The sequence below is a fragment of the Mesorhizobium sp. M1334 genome (genome assembly GCF_040317995.1).
Classification (GTDB): domain Bacteria; phylum Pseudomonadota; class Alphaproteobacteria; order Rhizobiales; family Rhizobiaceae; genus Mesorhizobium.
Window position 1 is genome coordinate 77,235 of record NZ_JAMYLM010000014.1, and the last position, 16,259, is coordinate 93,493.

At 62.8% G+C, this 16,259-nt stretch carries 18 protein-coding genes; 3 read left to right on the top strand and 15 right to left on the bottom strand.

Features of this window, described 5'->3' with window-relative positions:
• Positions 1-34: 34 nt before the first annotated feature.
• On the bottom strand, positions 35-2,113 hold the full coding sequence (uvrC, locus tag NKH17_RS22190) for an excinuclease ABC subunit UvrC (protein ID WP_352896833.1): 2,079 nt from the start codon (positions 2,111-2,113) through the stop codon (positions 35-37).
• The gene (locus tag NKH17_RS22195; protein ID WP_352896835.1) at positions 2,110-2,886 is read right to left on the bottom strand and encodes an SDR family oxidoreductase; all 777 of its coding nucleotides are present in this window, start codon (positions 2,884-2,886) and stop codon (positions 2,110-2,112) included. The genes uvrC and NKH17_RS22195 overlap by 4 nt, the downstream gene beginning before the upstream one ends.
• Before the next feature lie 419 nt (positions 2,887-3,305).
• Between NKH17_RS22195 and NKH17_RS22200 the strand changes: the two genes are divergently transcribed.
• Positions 3,306-3,956 (top strand): outer membrane protein, encoded by a 651-nt coding sequence (locus NKH17_RS22200; protein ID WP_254820293.1) that lies wholly within the window; start codon positions 3,306-3,308, stop codon positions 3,954-3,956.
• Positions 3,957-4,033: 77 nt separating this feature from the next.
• Here NKH17_RS22200 and NKH17_RS22205 read toward each other — a convergent pair whose 3' ends face one another.
• The 3 genes from NKH17_RS22205 to NKH17_RS22215 all read right to left on the bottom strand — a co-directional run bounded on the left by NKH17_RS22205 (position 4,034) and on the right by NKH17_RS22215 (position 6,566).
• A complete protein-coding gene (locus tag NKH17_RS22205) occupies positions 4,034-4,630 on the bottom strand; it encodes a glutathione S-transferase family protein (protein ID WP_352896837.1) in 597 nt (198 codons plus the stop codon).
• Positions 4,631-5,121: 491 nt separating this feature from the next.
• On the bottom strand, positions 5,122-5,541 hold the full coding sequence (locus NKH17_RS22210; RefSeq protein ID WP_352896839.1) for a hypothetical protein: 420 nt from the start codon (positions 5,539-5,541) through the stop codon (positions 5,122-5,124).
• Positions 5,542-6,035: 494 nt separating this feature from the next.
• The gene (locus NKH17_RS22215; protein ID WP_352896841.1) at positions 6,036-6,566 is read right to left on the bottom strand and encodes a DinB family protein; all 531 of its coding nucleotides are present in this window, start codon (positions 6,564-6,566) and stop codon (positions 6,036-6,038) included.
• 62 nt (positions 6,567-6,628) lie between these two features.
• Between NKH17_RS22215 and NKH17_RS22220 the strand changes: the two genes are divergently transcribed.
• On the top strand, positions 6,629-7,264 hold the full coding sequence (locus NKH17_RS22220; protein WP_352896843.1) for a TetR/AcrR family transcriptional regulator: 636 nt from the start codon (positions 6,629-6,631) through the stop codon (positions 7,262-7,264).
• 38 nt (positions 7,265-7,302) lie between these two features.
• On the opposite strand, the gene NKH17_RS22225 is transcribed toward NKH17_RS22220, so the two are convergent.
• The 5 genes from NKH17_RS22225 to NKH17_RS22245 form a co-directional block, all read right to left on the bottom strand.
• Entirely contained in the window at positions 7,303-8,055 is a 753-nt protein-coding gene (locus tag NKH17_RS22225) for a sulfite exporter TauE/SafE family protein (RefSeq protein WP_352896845.1), read from the bottom strand.
• Between the two features lie 125 nt (positions 8,056-8,180).
• Complete coding sequence (locus tag NKH17_RS22230; RefSeq protein ID WP_352896846.1) at positions 8,181-8,633, bottom strand: hypothetical protein; 453 nt, start codon at positions 8,631-8,633, stop codon at positions 8,181-8,183.
• A gap of 124 nt (positions 8,634-8,757) precedes the next feature.
• Complete coding sequence (locus tag NKH17_RS22235; protein WP_352739655.1) at positions 8,758-9,606, bottom strand: 23S rRNA (adenine(2030)-N(6))-methyltransferase RlmJ; 849 nt, start codon at positions 9,604-9,606, stop codon at positions 8,758-8,760.
• On the bottom strand, positions 9,603-10,214 hold the full coding sequence (locus tag NKH17_RS22240; protein WP_352739657.1) for a hypothetical protein: 612 nt from the start codon (positions 10,212-10,214) through the stop codon (positions 9,603-9,605). Before NKH17_RS22240 ends, NKH17_RS22235 begins: the two co-directional genes overlap by 4 nt.
• A gap of 4 nt (positions 10,215-10,218) precedes the next feature.
• Positions 10,219-10,890, bottom strand: coding sequence for a TetR/AcrR family transcriptional regulator (locus NKH17_RS22245; protein WP_352896848.1), 672 nt, complete (start codon positions 10,888-10,890; stop codon positions 10,219-10,221).
• 85 nt (positions 10,891-10,975) lie between these two features.
• Here NKH17_RS22245 and NKH17_RS22250 point away from each other — a divergent pair, with 85 nt between their 5' ends.
• Positions 10,976-11,443 (top strand): carboxymuconolactone decarboxylase family protein, encoded by a 468-nt coding sequence (locus NKH17_RS22250; protein ID WP_352896850.1) that lies wholly within the window; start codon positions 10,976-10,978, stop codon positions 11,441-11,443.
• Positions 11,444-11,469: 26 nt separating this feature from the next.
• Here the strand turns inward: NKH17_RS22250 and NKH17_RS22255 are convergent, their stop codons facing one another.
• From NKH17_RS22255 to NKH17_RS22275, 5 genes are all read right to left on the bottom strand, one after another.
• Entirely contained in the window at positions 11,470-12,369 is a 900-nt protein-coding gene (locus tag NKH17_RS22255; RefSeq protein WP_352896852.1) for an aminoglycoside phosphotransferase family protein, read from the bottom strand.
• Between the two features lie 119 nt (positions 12,370-12,488).
• Positions 12,489-12,938 carry a DNA polymerase III subunit chi gene (locus tag NKH17_RS22260; RefSeq protein WP_352896854.1) on the bottom strand — a complete coding sequence of 150 codons (450 nt, stop codon included), beginning with the start codon at positions 12,936-12,938 and terminating at the stop codon, positions 12,489-12,491.
• A gap of 38 nt (positions 12,939-12,976) precedes the next feature.
• Positions 12,977-14,473 (bottom strand): leucyl aminopeptidase, encoded by a 1,497-nt coding sequence (locus NKH17_RS22265; protein ID WP_352972269.1) that lies wholly within the window; start codon positions 14,471-14,473, stop codon positions 12,977-12,979.
• Between the two features lie 81 nt (positions 14,474-14,554).
• Positions 14,555-14,938: a VOC family protein gene (locus NKH17_RS22270; protein WP_352507925.1), complete on the bottom strand. Its 384-nt coding sequence runs from the start codon at positions 14,936-14,938 to the stop codon at positions 14,555-14,557.
• Positions 14,939-15,011: 73 nt separating this feature from the next.
• Positions 15,012-16,178: a flavin-containing monooxygenase gene (locus NKH17_RS22275; RefSeq protein ID WP_352896856.1), complete on the bottom strand. Its 1,167-nt coding sequence runs from the start codon at positions 16,176-16,178 to the stop codon at positions 15,012-15,014.
• Positions 16,179-16,259 lie beyond the last annotated feature (81 nt).

Consider the following 16,259-nt stretch of genomic DNA (forward strand, 5'->3'; position numbering starts at 1 on the left):
ATCGATTAGCCAGCCGAAATATCGGCAATAAGTCTTAGCTCTCGTGAAAATGATTGTAGACCAATTTCGCCACCTGTTCGGAAATGCCGTCGACCTTGACCAAGTCTTCGACGGCGGCACGGCTGACCGCCTTGGCCGTACCGAAATGCATCAGCAGCGCGCGCTTGCGGCCCGGGCCGATGCCGCTGATCTCGTCGAGCGGGCTCTTGACCATCTCCTTCTTGCGGCGGGCGCGGTGCGAACCGATGGCGAACCGATGGACCTCGTCGCGCAGTCGCTGGACGAAATAGAGCACCGGATCGCGAACGGGCAGCGAGAATGGGGCCCTGCCCTTGACGAAGAAGCGTTCGCGGCCGGCATCGCGGTCCTGACCCTTGGCGATACCGATGGCGACAACGCGATCCTCGATGCCGAGATCGGCGAGGATCTTGCGCACCGCCGTCATCTGGCCCTGGCCGCCGTCGATGAGGATGACGTCGGGCCAGGCGGGGAAGCCGCCCGCGTCCTCGATATCGTCGCCCGGTTCGGTAGGGCTTGCCTCGCCCGCGCCCTCGGTTTGCGGGGCATCGCCATGTTCCTTCAACAGCCGCGAGAAGCGCCGCTGCATCACCTCGCGCATCATGCCGAAATCGTCGCCCGGCGTGATCTCGGTCGAGCGGATGTTAAACTTTCGATACTGGTTCTTCACAAACCCTTCCGGCCCGGCGACGACCATGGCGCCGACGGCGTTGGTTCCCATGATATGCGAGTTGTCATAGACCTCGATGCGCACCGGCGGCTTTTCCAGGCCGAAGGTCTCGGCAAAGCCAGTGAGCAGCCGCGCCTGAGTCGAGGTTTCGGCCAGCCGCCGGCCGAGCGCTTCGCGCGCATTCTGCAGCGCATTGTCGGTCAGATCCTTTTTCTCGCCGCGCTGCGGCACCGAGATCGACACCTTGCGGCCGGCCCGGGTGGAGAGCGCCTCCGCCAGCAATTCCTGGTCCTCGACGCCATGCGACAACAGGATGGTGCGCGGCGTCGGCTTGTCGTCGTAGAACTGCGCCAGGAACGATCCCAGCACCTCGCCGGCTTCGAGCGCCGGATCGGCCTTGGGAAAATAGGCGCGGTTGCCCCAGTTCTGGCCGGTGCGGAAGAAGAACACCTGGATGCAGACCTGGCCGCCCTCCTGATGGATGGCGAAGACATCGGCCTCGTCGACGGTCTGCGGATTGATACCTTGATGGCTCTGCACATGCGACAGCGCCGCCAGCCGGTCGCGATAGATGGCGGCGCGTTCGAAATTGAGGTTCTCCGAAGCCTGCTGCATAGCGGCGGAGATCTCCGTCTTCACCTTCTGGCTGCGGCCGGAAAGGAAATCCTTCGCCTCGGCGACAAGCCTTGCATAATCGCCATGCGAGATTTCGCCGGTGCATGGGCCGGCGCAGCGCTTGATCTGGAACAAAAGGCAAGGCCGGGTGCGGTTCTCATAGAAGGAGTCGGTGCAGCTCCTGAGCAGGAAGGCGCGCTGCAGCGAGTTGATGGTACGGCCGACGGCGCCGGCCGAGGCGAAGGGGCCGAAATAGTCTCCCTTGCGTGAGCGCGCGCCGCGATGCTTGTAGATACCGGGCGAGACATGATCGCCGGTCAACAGGATATAGGGGAACGACTTGTCGTCGCGCATCAGCACGTTGAAGCGTGGCCGCAAGCGCTTGATGAGGTTGGCTTCAAGCAGCAGCGCTTCGATCTCGGTGCGGGTGACGACGAACTCCATCGTCGACGTCTCGCGCACCATGCGGCCGATGCGGCTGGTGTGGAACCGGCCTTGCGCGTAGCTGGTGACCCGCTTCTTCAGGCTGCGTGCCTTGCCGACATAGAGCACGTCGCCGTTGGCATTCATCATGCGGTAGACGCCGGGCGCATTGGGCAGCCGCTTGACCAGCGTCTGGATCACCTCGGCGCCGACCATGCCGTCGGCGTCGCCGGCATGCGGGGTCCAGTCGATGGCGGTGAAGGTGACGTCCGGACCGCCGGCCGCAGGCTCGACGACCTCTTCGGCCGCCTCGTCCTCGAGGTCGATTTCGGGCGGCAGGTCGTCGGCGCCACCGCGCGTTTTTTGTTTCTGGTCCATGGGGCTCATTCCGCCATGCCTGTCACATCGGGCGTCTGCCATGCAAGGTGCTGGCCGCCGTCAAGCGCGATCATCTGGCCGGTAACCGAGCGTGCCGCCCACAGATAACGAATGGTGGCACCGAATTCCGGCAATTCCGGGCCGCGTTTCAGGATCAGGCCGGCAATCTGGGCATCGAAATCGCTGTCGTGCTGGCGCGTGTTCTTCAAGGTCGGGCCAGGACCAATGGCATTGACGCGAATGCGGGGACCCAGCGCCTGCGCCATCATCTCGGTCGCCGCCCACAATGTCGACTTCGACAGCGCATAGGAAAAATAACGCGGCGTCGGGCGCCAGACGCGCTGGTCGATCATGTTGACGATCAGCCCCTCACCGTTCTGCGGCAAGGCCCGGGCGAAAGTCTGCGCCAACAGCGCCGGCGCCTTGACATGCACGGCGAAATGGCGATCCCAGGCCGGCCAGTCGAAATCCTCAACACTGTCGTGCTCGAACAGCGAGGCGTTGTTGACCAGCAGCGACACCGGCCCGAGCGCCGCCGCCGCGCGGCCGACTAGGTCGCCGACCGCGCTCATGTCGGTCAGGTCGGCAGCAACCACTGCGGCCCGGCCATGTCGACCAAAATGACCACTGTTGATTTCGGCCGCCAGTGCCTCCGCCTCGGCCAGCGAGCGATTGCAGTGAATGGCGACGGCAAAACCATGCGCGGCAAGGTCCTCGACGATCGCCCTGCCGATCCGCTTCGCCCCGCCCGTCACCAGTGCCGTCGCGGCGACCTTGCTCATCTGTCAATCCTTAATCCGATGCCGATTCCGACCTGCCGGGATCGCGCCGGCAAATTATGGCCCGCCAAGCGTTAAATCCCATTTCCACCTGGGGCAGGATTGTGGCAAAGTGGCCAGTGGGCGTTCTGGCTCGACCGGAATTCGGACCAGCCCGCCCGCAATATAGGGCGCTGGAGCCCTTACACCAAGCCGTGTGCAGTGCAGCACGGCGAACCTGCTGACATTGGCTGTTGCGAAGATGCAACGTCAAGGTTCTGCCTCATTCGTGCCAGGGAATGACCCAAGTTCAGGTTCGCTTCAGCCGCATTTCGACACGACATTTGGAACCGTTGAACGCCGGATCCGTTTCACCCCCCGGACGGGTTGAGGGCGCTCATAAACAACAAGCCTGTGTCCTGTGGCTTAAGGAGTAAAGAACAATGCAAGCCAATCTTAAATTTGCGCGACCGCTCGCGGTGGCGTTTGGGCTGTTCGCCCTCGGCGGAACCGCCTATGCCGCGGACGTGGTTCAGGAAGAGCCGCCGGCACCTGCCCCGATTGCAGAACTTCCGGTCGCATCCTGGGCCGGTCCCTATGCCGGTGTGAGCGTCGGCTACGGCTTCGCTGGCCACGCCAAAGCCAAAGACATTGGCGTCGACGTCGACACCAAGGGTTTCGTCGGCGGCGTCTTCGGCGGCTATAATTGGCAGCAGGAGAACTTCGTCTACGGTGCCGAAGCCGATATCGGCTACAACGGCGTCAAGGGCGACGATGCCGGCATCGAGGCCAAGGGTGGCTTCGAGGGCTCGCTGCGTGCCCGCCTCGGCTATGCCGTCAGCCCGGACATCCTGCTCTACGGCACCGCCGGTGGCGCGCTGAAGAACCAGAAGATTGAAGCTGCCGGCGTAAGCGACACCAACACGCAGTTCGGCTGGACAGCCGGCGTCGGTACCGACATCAAGATCACCGACAATGTGTTCGGCCGTGTCGAGTATCGTTACACGGACTTCGGCAGGAAGGACTTCGACGGTATCGGCAAAGTCAAGTCGACCGACAATCGCGTCACTTTCGGCGTCGGTATGAAGTTCTAAGTCGTCCAAGCCACGACACGAAAAAGCCGGGCCTCGCGCCCGGCTTTTTTTGTGGCGCCGGTTGAGGCCGCCCGCCTTCAAGCCGGGATGGCGGGCTTCAGTTCCGGGAACTTCTCGTCGAAGCGTGCCGCCCAGCGCGTCAGCCGGCCGCGGCCCTTTTCCCATTTTCCGGCGAAGCGCAGCGAGAGATAGCCAAGGCAGGCGCGCAATGCGATTTGGCCTAAGGTGATTTTCTTCGGCAGCTTCGGCGGGTTGGCGTTGAGCAGATCGAGCGCGGCCGAAATCTTCGCCCACTGGCGCTCGAGCCAAGGCTGGTAGACCATCTCTTCCGGCCGCGTGCGCCGCTCGTAGACCATCGACAGCGCGCAGTCGCAGATACCATCGGCCAATGCCTCCAGCACCTCCGCCTCAAGGCGCCTGTCGGGATTGCGCGGAAACAATGCGTTCTTCGACATCCGGTTGAGATGCTGGGTGATGGCGCGGCTGTCGTGGACCGAGCGGCCGTCATCGAGCACCAGCACCGGGATCTTGCCGAGCGGATTGGCGCCGATCAGTTCGGCCGGCCTTTCCTCGGTCTTTATCGGCACGAGATCGACCGCGATGCCAGCATAAAGTGCTGCCATGCGCACCTTGGAACTGTAGGGGGAAGTAGACGCGTAGAGCAGTCTGGGCATTGTCGATTCCTGTTTGCCGGCTACAGCTCCATATGCCCCGTTGGACACGCAAAAGGACGCGGTAGCATTGTGACTTCGCGCATGACCCTCACCGAAAATCGATTCCGACAAGGGCTCGTGCGTGGGCACTGTTGACCGATCATGCAGGGCTCATCAACGGCCAGAGGCGGAAAACCGCGCCGCCAGCATACAACCATTGTCTCGATATCAATCGCGATGCGATAAGCCGCAGTGCGGCGGCATACGCGAGCGGGTCGGACAATCCAAATCCGATTGGCTACCAACTCGGCCTTGCACCGAAGGTTGGCCTTTGGCAGCCACGAAAATCCCACCGGACTTCGCCGCATGGCGAAGTCCTGGGAGCTGCGAAAAGACGTCTTCCTCCCGCCTCTTTCTCGTTCTGCCCGACCGTCAACCAAGAAGCGAGGCGCCTGTCCGGCATCCCGCCCTGACTATCTTGAGTACTGTCCCCGACGGTAGCAGGGCGGCGATTACTTCTTGGCCTTCGCCTTTGCGGGCGCTGCCTTCGGCTTGGCCGCGGGCGCTGCTTTCTTCACTGCCGCAGAAGATTTCGCAGCGGCGGCCTTGGCCGGTGCTGCCTTCTTCGCAGCTGGCTTCGCCGCGGCCTTTGCAGCCGGCTTCTTGGCCGGTGCAGGCTTCTTTGCCGGTGCAGCCTTGGCCGGTGCTGCCTTTGCCTTGGCAGGCGCTGCTTTCTTCACGGCCGGTTTTGCCGCGGCCTTGGCGGCCGGCTTTTTGGCCGGCGCTGCTTTTGCCTTAGGCGCGGCGGCCTTCGCTTTGGCAGCGGGTGCCGCTTTCTTCACAGCAGTTGCGGCCTTTGCCGCGGCTGCTTTTGCTGGTGCTTTCTTTGCCGGTGCCTTGGATGCCGGCGCCTTGGATGACTGCTTAGCCATATCATGCCCCTTCCGTTGTGCCGACGGCCGTTATTGACCCGGCGCGCATTGCATATCTGACTCGCGGCTTGCTAGCCAGCGAAGCATTAGAATGATTTTTGCAGCTTAAGTTTCGGTTACGGCGAGCGCACGACCATTTTACCCGCGCAAAAACCGGCTGCGAATCTTTGTCCCCCGCAGTGAAGTTCTGCGACAGAAATTCTGGCCGCTCTATCTCGACCGGTCTTCTCGTCAAGCTCAGGACCTTTTCGACCAGCTTTGCGCTTCAACGTCCGACGCTCAGCGCGAACATTGTCCAGAACGAAGGCGGTCACCCGCCTCGTCTTGTTCGAAAAGATAAACTACAGGTAAGTAGGAAGCAACGCGACGAGCACGCCGCTGCACTATCTTGCACGACGCGATGAAAGTAAGCAGACAGCTCACATTTCTGAAGGACAGGATATCGTTCGATAGATCGGGTCGAGCCGACCGCGTGATCGAAAGCGCTTGGCCGTTCAGGCGCCGGGCAGCTCACGGCTCATCTGCAGCCGGCGCGAAGGCTCGGCCCTGTGGAGATGGACGGCGAAGGTATCCCATGGCGGCATGACGGAAATCTGTGCCAGGATGCGCCCCGCTTCACCGCGATGATAGCCGCCGTGCAGTACGACGTGGGTCAGCATTTCCTGTCGCGACATCAATACCTTATCCCCGTCGGTGAACACGAAGGCGAGGGGCTCGGACAGCTGCCGCGACGAAACGGTTTCGAGATAATCGGGATACCAGCGATCGGTCGCTGCGACCGCGGCGCGAAGTTCGTCGAACGCCGGCGTGTCCTCAGTGGTGGCGGCGGAATAGCCATGGCTTGCGTCAACCAGGTGCGCCGAGAATATCCGCGACACCACATGGCTGTGATCGACGAGCCGTATCACGGCCTGCCGTTCCTTGCCGTGAACATGCGGGTCGAGACTCGCGAGCTTTTCCAGCAGTTCGTCATGGCCCAGGCCTGATAGGCAAAACAGGCTGCGAAGCAGAGCGAGCGCACTCATGGTCGGTGTCCTTTTCCGGAAATGCGAGTATGTTGTTTATATTTTCAGGAGAATGAGAGGGCGTGTCTACTCGCATTGCAAAACCGCATACGCGCATGCGCAAGCAGCCGCGCCAGGCGCGTTCCAGGGCAACCGTCGAGGCGATCATCGAGGCAGCGGCTCATGTTCTGAGCGGGCTGGGCTGGGCCGGCTTCACCACCAACAAAGTGGCCGAGACAGCAGGTGTAAGCATCGGCACGCTCTACCAGTATTTTCCCGACAAGCTCTCCCTGCTCGCAGCCGTCCGGCGCCGTCACTTCGATCATGTGCTGTCGGTCATTCGCGATTCGGCGGAAGACCAAAAGCCGCTCAGGACATTCGCGCAGGAGCTGGTGCGCGGCATGATCGCGGCACACAGCATTCACCCGACACTACACCAGGTGCTGCTCGACGAGGCGCCTGGCGATCGTGGCTCCAGGGCCGCCCATGCTTCGTTCCAGGCACAATACCTCAATCACTATGCGACTGCTGTCGCCAGTTATCGCAAGCCAAGGAAAGGCGCCGACATGGAGACCGTGGCGCGGGTGCTGTCGTCAGCGATCGAAGGTGTGATCCACAACGCGGCACGCCGGAACATGCTCGCCGCGCCGGAGCTGCAAAAGCAACTCGTCGAACTGATCTGCGCCTATCTATCGGGAGCGGGCCGTATCGGTCGATAGCGCATGGCCCGGCGGAAGTCGGGATTTCTGTGTGTCGTTCAAACCCGGCTTGTGAGGTGCGGCAAGGACGATGCCAACAATGCCGCACCTGATGCGGCCAAGAGTGTGAGGACGATCTTTCGAAAAGTCGCCTCGCTAACGCCGATGTAGAGTCTCGCGCCAAGGAGTGTCGGTATCAACATCGCCGGCGCGACGACGGCAAACATCGGCAGCATTTCGAGCTTGATCTTTCCGGCCGCAAGATAGGCGGCCATCGTCATGGAGAGGGTCACAAGGTTGAAATTCTGGATAACAATACGCTGCCTGTCCTTTTCCCATTGGCGCAGCACGCACCACAGCGTTGGAACCGGGCCGGTGAAGCCGCCAAGTCCACCCATGATGCCGCCGACCAGACCTATTGCGCCGTCTGCAACAGGACCCCCGACCGTGATGGGAGGGAGGCGACGCGCAAAGAGCATCAAGGGACACCAAACGACCAGCAGCGCGCCGAAGACCAGCTTGAACAACTGCACATCCAGCAAGGGCAGGATGGCGACACCGACCGGAATCCCTATGGTCCCGCCGATCAGGAAGGGCAGCAGAAGCCTGAGGTCGAAACCCCGGCGGACGGTGACGGCAGCGATAATCTGACCGGTGAGCGCCCCAAAGATCGCCATGGCAGCAGCCAGTTGGGGTTCCACGGTCCAAACCCAAATCGACATGGCAACCAGGCTGAAAGCGAACCCGGAAAGCCCCTGGACGAAGCCAGCAACGACCGCGCCGAGAGCAACAGTATAAACAAGCAAATCCATGTGGTGCTGTTTCCCCGCAAACTCGTGACAGCAGATCGCGCTTCCCGCGAATGCTGCGCCGCATGGAAACGGTGACGGTCGATCAGGTGGCCGGTGCTAAAAAGTCGGAATCAGCGAGTGCGCGATCAGCGCAGGACGCGGCAGCGGCCGTTGTAGACCATCCAGCGGTCGAAGCCCGACACGCAGAATTCGACATTGTCGCCGATCGAGGCAAAGCCCTGGCCTTCCTCGATCAAATACCAGATGGTGCGGGCGCGACCGTCGGAGAGGCTGACGGTCGCGCCGCAATAACGGCGACCGATCGGCCAGACGTCGTCGGCCGGCAGATAGCGATGCTGGTGGATGCGCTGGAAGTCGACGATCTGCACATCCGGCAGATGCGGCACGTGATGCACCTGATAGGAGAAGCGGTCGGTGATTTTGTTCAGCACCCAGGCCTCGCCGCACACGCCGCTGTCCTCGTCAGTATAGATTGCAAGGTCGGCGGCCTGCACCGCCTGAGTAACGCCGAGAGGCGCAGCCAGCGGCGTGCAAAAGGCAAGCAGTGCGGCAAGGGCGGATTGGGCGAAGCGAGTCATGGCAGCCTCTCAAGGTCGACTGCGCGCACTGTGCGGATTCGCTGGCGCGCGGTCAAGCGGTTGTAGCGACGATGGTTGTGGTGACGCGGTTGCACTGAGGGAACGGCAACGACCGCATCTCAAACTACTCTCCCGCCAGCCAGTCCAGCGTCCAATGCGATGGCTGCTCGACAGCAAGCAGCCGGTGCAGCGCCAGCAGCAGCGTCCGCAACTCGCCCTCCAGGGTGAAGGGCGGATTGACCACCACCATGCCGCAGCCATCGAGGCTCGGCTCGACGGAGGCCGGCCTGATCTCAAAACCGATATCGAGCAGCCTGGGAACGCCCGTCTGCTTCAGCGCCTTGCGGAAGGCGGCGACCGCCTTGCGGTCCTTGAGCGGATACCAGAGCCCGTAAATCCCTCCTGGCCAGCGCCGATGGGCTCTTTGCAGCCCGTCGACCAAGCGACCGAACTCGCCCTCTTCCTCGAAAGGCGGATCGATGAGGACGAGGCCGCGCTTCTCCTTTGGCGGCAGATGCGCGCCGAGCGCCAGCCAGCCGTCGAGCTCGATCACCCGGGTCTGGAAGTCGCCGTCGAACAGCGACTTCAGCCTGGCGGCATCCTTGGGATGCAGCTCGACCGCCGACAGCCGGTCCTGCTTGCGCATCAGGTGCCGAGCGATCAGCGGCGAACCCGGGTATTTTTTCACGCCGCCGTCCGGATTGAGCGAGCGGACGGCTTCAAGATACGGCGCCAGCAGTGCTGCCGCCGGCGCATCGAGGGCCGCATCGACCAGCCGGCCGATGCCGCCTTGCCATTCGCCGGTCTTTTGCGCTTCGGTCGAGGACAGATCGTAACGGCCGATCCCGGCATGGGTGTCGATGACCCGAAACGCCTTGTCCTTCTGCTTCAGATATTCGATCAGCCGGCTGAGCACGACATGCTTAACGACGTCGGCGAAGTTTCCGGCATGGTAGGCGTGGCGATAGTTCAATTGGAACCCCTGCCCCAGCGAGGCGGCGGCGGCTGCGAGTTCGGATTTTCCGGCCGGCGGCCGCCGAAACGGAATGCCAGCACCAGCCCGGCCAGGCCGGCCGCCATCAGGGAAAAACCGACCGGTCGCGCCCGGCGGTCGACCTCGCCGGCAGCCGAGCGCAGGACGAGATCGACGGCCCGCATCGGAATGCCCTCGGCGTCGCCTGGACCAACGGTGAAAATGTAGGGGCCGGCGGTAACCGTCGGGATCAGGCCGGCCTCGTCGCGAAAGATCCTGTCCGGCAGTTGCGGACTGACCTGCCGAGGATTGTCGGAATGGTTGAACTGCAGCGTCGAGGCAAGCACCGTCCTGCCGCCGGTGGCGACAGTGAGGGTCAACACGGTGCGCTGCTGCGAGACGATACGCTCGGCTCTTGCCGTTAGGTCGACCAGCACGCGTAGCGGCCCGTCGCGTGCGCTCAGGGCCACCGTCACTGGCTTGAACCGGCCCTGGTCGTAAACCCTCCAGGTGCCGATCTCACGGCCGGAGAAATTGGTCATCGCCCAGGGATAGACGACGCCGATGCCGGTGCCGATGAGCAGTATCAGGGCGAACAGAGAGCGCATGAGGTCAAGACCCGGTATTCGGCGCGCTGGTGCCGTCGCGGGCGCGCTCCATTTCGTCCAGGAGCATGTCAAGGCCGAGATCAAACGTCCGGTCAAATTCGGCGGTGCCGAAATAACGCCCGGCCGCAGCTACTTTTGGAAAATCCTGCGCCAGTTGCTCATCGCTGACTGTGGTCACGGCCGAAGGCCCCTTCGCATAGCCGGCAGTCTCGTCGAGGATGGCACCCATCAGATAATAGCCGGTGGTACGGAACAGCCGCGCACCAAGTTCCGGTCCGAAGCCGCCGGCCTCGAACAGGCCGAGGATGCCGTTCAGCCACGCAAGGCAGGTCGGCGAGTTCATCCGGTAGGTGACGAAGAAGCTGGCGAAAGCCGGGTGCTCACGCGCGACGCGGCGGAAATCCTGCACGGCGATGCGCAACCTTTGTCGCCAAGGTAGGTCCGTGTCGGGCATTTCGAGAGAGCCGATCAGCCGGTCCACCAAGGCTTCGAAGAGATGCGCCACCGAAGGAAAGTGGTGATAGATGCTCATCGCCTCGCAGCCGAGTGCAGTCGCCAGCTTGCGCATCGAAAAACCGGCGAGGCCCTCGCTCTCGATCACCTTCAAAGCGGCATCCTCAATCATCTCGCGAGACAGCCGGCCGCGCGGTCGCTTTTTTTTGATCGATGTGTCCATGGTGCCGCTTGACAACTTACGCTGTAAGGTTCATTTTCGACATTACCTTACATCGTAAGGCTAACAAATGCCAGAGGAGAATGTCATGTCTGTCTGTCGTACTCTTTCATCAAAGCACTCTTCCATCCGCCGTGCCTGCCTGCTCGCCGCCGCCTGTGTGCTGACCCTGGCTGCAGCCCCTTCTTATGCCGATGAGTATGACGCAACCGTCAAGGACATCCAGTCGACCATGGGCGGGGTGCCCGGGTTCGTAAAGCAGTTCCCGAAAGCCGGTCTGCCCGGTGCATGGGCCGAGGTCAAGGCCATCCAGCTCAGCGACGAGACGGCGCTGCCGCCGAAGGTCAAATCGCTGATCTCGCTGGCGGTGGCGGCGCAAATCCCGTGCAACTACTGCATCTGGTCGGACACGCAGGACGCCAAGCGCGCCGGCGCCACCGACGAGGAGATCCAGGAGGCGGTGGCCGTTTCAGCGCTGACCCGCCATTGGAGCACCATCTTCAACGGCATGCAGGTCGATTTCGATACGTTCAGGAAGGAGATGGGCGGGCAGTAATGCTTCGTTATTAGGACGGGATCCGTTCAAACTGAATTGGCCCTCCCGCTCTGACTGTTTGTGTGATCCGCCAGCACCTCATTGATGACCCGCCACGATTTTTCCGCCTCGCGCTGGTTGCCGTCATGTCCCGAAGCGACGATCAGCGCCTTCCACAACGCCCAGCCCCGTGCGCGCGCCCAGCTCTGCTCGTCAAGCGCAATGGCATCGCGGAACGCCTGACGGCTCTCGCCGTAAAATTCCGTCCACGCGATCACCAGGTCACAGGCAGGATCGCCGATAGCCGAACTGCCGAAATCGACGACCGCGCAGAGCTTGCCATCTTCGACGAGCAGATTGCCCGAGGCGACGTCGCCATGGACCCAGACCGGCGGCCCCTGCCATCGCGAGGCAAGGGCCGTCGCCCACACGGCCTCGGCGGCGGCCCTGTCGATGCGGCCACCGAGCGCCGAGAGCGCGGCTCGGGTCTCGGCGTCGTAGACCGAAAGCCGGCCGCCGCGGTGGAAATTATGCTGCCCTGCCGGTGGCCCATCGGCAGCGTCGATCCGGTAGAGCGCCACCAAAAAGCCGGCCAGCGAACGGGCGAGCTCAGTAAGATCGGCAATCAGTCCACCAGCCGCCGGTCTGCCGCCAAGCCAGCGATAGACGGACCAAGGCCATGGATAGCCCTCCCCGGGCGCGCCTTTGGCCAGCGGCACGGGTATCAGCAAAGGCAGGTGAGGCGCCAGGCGGGGCAGCCAGCGATGCTCCTTCTCGACCTGGGCGACATAGGCCGCGGCGCTCGGCAGCCGCACCGACATGTGATCGCCCAGTCGGAACGTGCGGTTGTCCCAGCCGCCAGGCTCGACCGGCTCTACCGGCAGGTCCGCCCATTTGGGGAACTGCGCGGCAATCAGCCGGCGAACAAGTGCGGCATCTATCGGCATGCCTGGTGTTCGTTCATCGGGCGGCATCGGGCTTGCTCAGGTCTTTTGAATAGCCGGCAGTCCATCTTTTTGGCGTCGCATTCTTGCGGTGCCAGTGATTCCACTAGGCGGCAAATTCTCTAAGCCTTGCGTTCCCAGCGCCGGTCGGGCGTTTGCTGCCAGTAGGTCACGGTGTGGCCCGCCTCCTTCATTGTCTTCCAGTGCGTGCGTGCCGCCTCTAGCTGGGCTGCATCGTGACCGTCGAACAGGAACACGGCGCGCTGGTAGCCGCCAAGCTCCGGCGGCACCGCCCCATCGACCAGGAAGCGTATCTGCGCCTGGTTCGGATTGTCAGGGCCGACGGTCAGAAGCACCGGCTGCTCGGCGGGACGGGCTTCGCGGTCCGTTGCGTGGGCCAGGAATGAATCGTCCCGGAAAGTCCACAGATGCTGGTCCAGCGCGTCGCGCCGTTCCTCGGTGCCGGTCTGTACCACGGCGCGCCAGCCGCGATCGATACTGCGCTCCAGGAGGCCGGGCAGCGCAGCCTCCAGCGTCGATTCGGTCAGGTGATAAAATAGAATCTCGGCCATGCGTTCAGTCTACATTTTCGGAATCCCGCCCCAGCCGCTCATTGCTCGTAATGATCGCGCAGCAGCCGGTCGAGCAGCCTGACGCCGAAGCCGGAAGCCCATGACTGGTTGATCTCGTTGGAGGGCGCGCCCATAGCGGTGCCAGCAATGTCGAGATGCGCCCAAGGCGTGTCCTTGACGAAACGCTGCAGGAACTGCGCGGCGATGATGGCGCCGCCGTGGCGGCCGCCGATGTTCTTCATGTCGGCATTCTTGGAATCGATCAGCTTGTCGTATTCGGCACCGAGCGGCATGCGCCACACCCGCTCCTGCGTCGCCTGTCCGGCCGCCGTCAGCCGGTCCGCCAACTCGTCATTGTTGGAAAACAGGCCGGCATAATGCTGGCCGAGCGCGACCATGATGGCGCCGGTCAGCGTCGCCAGATTGATCATGAATTTCGGCTGGAAGCGGTCGTTGCAATACCACAGCGCATCGGCCAGCACCAGGCGGCCCTCGGCGTCGGTATTGAGCACTTCGATGGTCTGGCCCGACATCGAGGTGACGATGTCGCCCGGTCGCTGAGCGTGGCCGTCGACGGCGTTTTCGACCAGCCCGACAATGCCGACGACATTGACCTTCGCCTTGCGCGCGGCTAGCGCGTGCATCAGCCCGGTGACGGCAGCAGCGCCGCCCATATCCCCCTTCATGTCCTCCATGCCCGAGGCCGGCTTGATCGAATTGCCGCCGGTGTCGAAGGTGACGCCCTTGCCGACGAAGGCGACTGGGCTTTCCTTGGCCTTGCCGCCGTCCCACCGCATGACCGCGATGCGGGCGCCACGCGGCGAGCCCTGCGCTACGCCCAGCAGCGAACCCATGCCGAGCTTCTTCATCTCCTTCTCGGCCAGGATCTCGACCGTGACGCCGAGCGCCTCCAGTTCGGCGATGCGGGTGGCGAATTCCACCGGCCCCAGAACATTGGCCGGTTCATTGACCAAATCGCGCGCCAGCAAGACACCGTCGATCACCGCCGCTTCATCGGCGAAGGCCTTCTTTGCAGCTGCCGGATCGGCGGTGTGAATAGTTACCTTGACCGGCTTTTTTGGCTCGCGCTTGTCGTCACCATTGTTCTTTTTGGTCTTATACTTGTCGAAGGAATAGCTGCGCAGCAGGATGCCTGCTGCGAGCTGAACGGCTTGCCTGCCGCTGATGGCGGCACCGGGAAGATCGAGCACGATGGCCACTTCGGTTGCCTTGCGAAAGGACGCGGCAATCGTGCCACCGAGCTTCAGCCAACCATAATCATCGAGATTGGAGCCCTTGCCGGCACCGACCGCTACCAGCCGCTCGAGCGATGTCCCTTCCGGTGCCAGCACTTCGACCAGGCTGGCGAATTTGCCGGTGAAGTCGGCGACCGGAAAAGCCCGCTCGAGGGTCTTTGCCGGATCACAAGCCCTGGCGGCATCGCTGAGGTCGCCCTCGTCGGCCGCCAGAACGAAAACGCTGCCCTTTTTGGGCGCGGCGATTTTGGCGAAGGCGATCGAGGGTCTCGAATTCATGATGTCCTGCTTTCGGGAAGTGCGTTGGATTATCGCGAGAGGCGTTCGATTGGTCGGACCGAAAGGTGCCGTGTTGTTGCGTCAGTGAGCGGCGGGTTGAAACAGCTCGATGACATTGCCCGATGGGTCTTCGAGCAGGGTCTGGGAACCGCCGACGCCCGTTATGATATCGTTGCGAAAGACAAGTCCAGCACTCTTGAGGCGCGCGACCTCTTCTTTCAGGTCCGGCACCACCAACAGGATGCGGTTCCAGCCTCCCGGCACCGGCTGCCTGCCATCCGGCATAGCCCGTGCACCCGAACTGCCGGGTCCGCTTAGAAGGAGCCGTAACGCGCCGCGCGTGACGGAGGCAAAAGCCGGTCGCGCGTCCTGTTCGACGGTAAAGCCCAGTTGTCCACAGTAGAAATCGATCGAGGTGGCGACATCATCGACCATGTAGCGAATGCTGACTGGCGTCATGATCACTGACCTTTCGGTTCGAGCACGCTCCAACAAGGCGTGTCAATTGCGGGCGGTACAATCGGCATAGCCCTGCTCACTATCGCTGCTTGACAATCCGCGCCGCTATCGCCCTGGCCTGAATGCGGGCATTGGCGAAACAACCGCGAATGCTCGGCCGCATGCCGGTAAACCACAGGCCGGGCAATTTCGGATCGGCATCGCCGCCGTTGAAAAGCGGAACGCCCTTGCCGTCGAGAACGCCGAGCTTGCCGACCATCTGCTCCAGACCGGTGCGATAGCCGGTCGCTGCAATGACGATATCGGGCGTGATCAACCTGCCGTCATTCAATACGATGCCGTCTTGGCTAAATTCCCGCAATGGTGGCACCACCACGATCGTGCCTGCCTTGATGGCGCGAACCGCGCCGTCGTCGGCTGCGATCGCGGTGTAGTCGGCGCTCAGACGGCTCGCACCGCCTGTGGGCGCCGGCGGAAGCCCAAATTTCGTCAGGTCGCCGAAAACCAGGCGCTGGGTTGTCGCCATCACCGCATCGGCCAGCCGCACCGGCAAGCTCGCCATTAACGGTGAAAGCCTGTGGACGGCGACCTTGCCGATGCGTTTCGGCAGCAGAGAGGGGCCGTTGCGGGCCGACAGCCAGATGCTTTGGGCGTCTGCATTCGCCAGATGATTGAGTGCGTCGAAACCCGAATTGCCGGCACCGACCACCAGCACCCTTTTGCCGGCGTAGTCCTTCGCATCGCCAAAATCGGCCGAATGGATAATCCGGCCTGCAAAATCCTTCTTGCCTTTCCACGCGGGAATAAACGGCTGCCGGTCGCGCCCGGTGGCGACGACGACATGGCGCGCCAGACGACGTCCGGCGTTCGTCCGCACGGTCCAGTGATCGCCGTCGAACGTGACCTCTTCAACGGCAACGCCGAATGCGACCGGCAGACCATGCGTCTGGCTGAAATCGTTCAGATGGCGAATGACGGCCGATTTATGCGGAAAAGCCGGGGTGCCTGCGGGATAGCCGACACCGGGGAGCGTCGAGAGATCGCGATGGGTATTGAGGTGCAGCCGCTGATGGCGCCGATGCCAGGGTTCGGCAAGCCGGCTCTCCCTTTCCAGGACGAGCGTCGGTACGCCGGCCTTCATCAAGGCGTGGGCGGCGGCAAGGCCGGCCGCGCCGGCGCCGACCACGATCGCGCCGTCAAAGACGGTTTCTCGACCGGTTTGACTGCGCAATTTTTCCGCTTCCATGCTGGGGCTCAACAGATCCTGACCCGTCTTAGCACGCCGCGGCGGTCGCGACCGGCGCGACATTTGGTCGTTTTGCCGCAT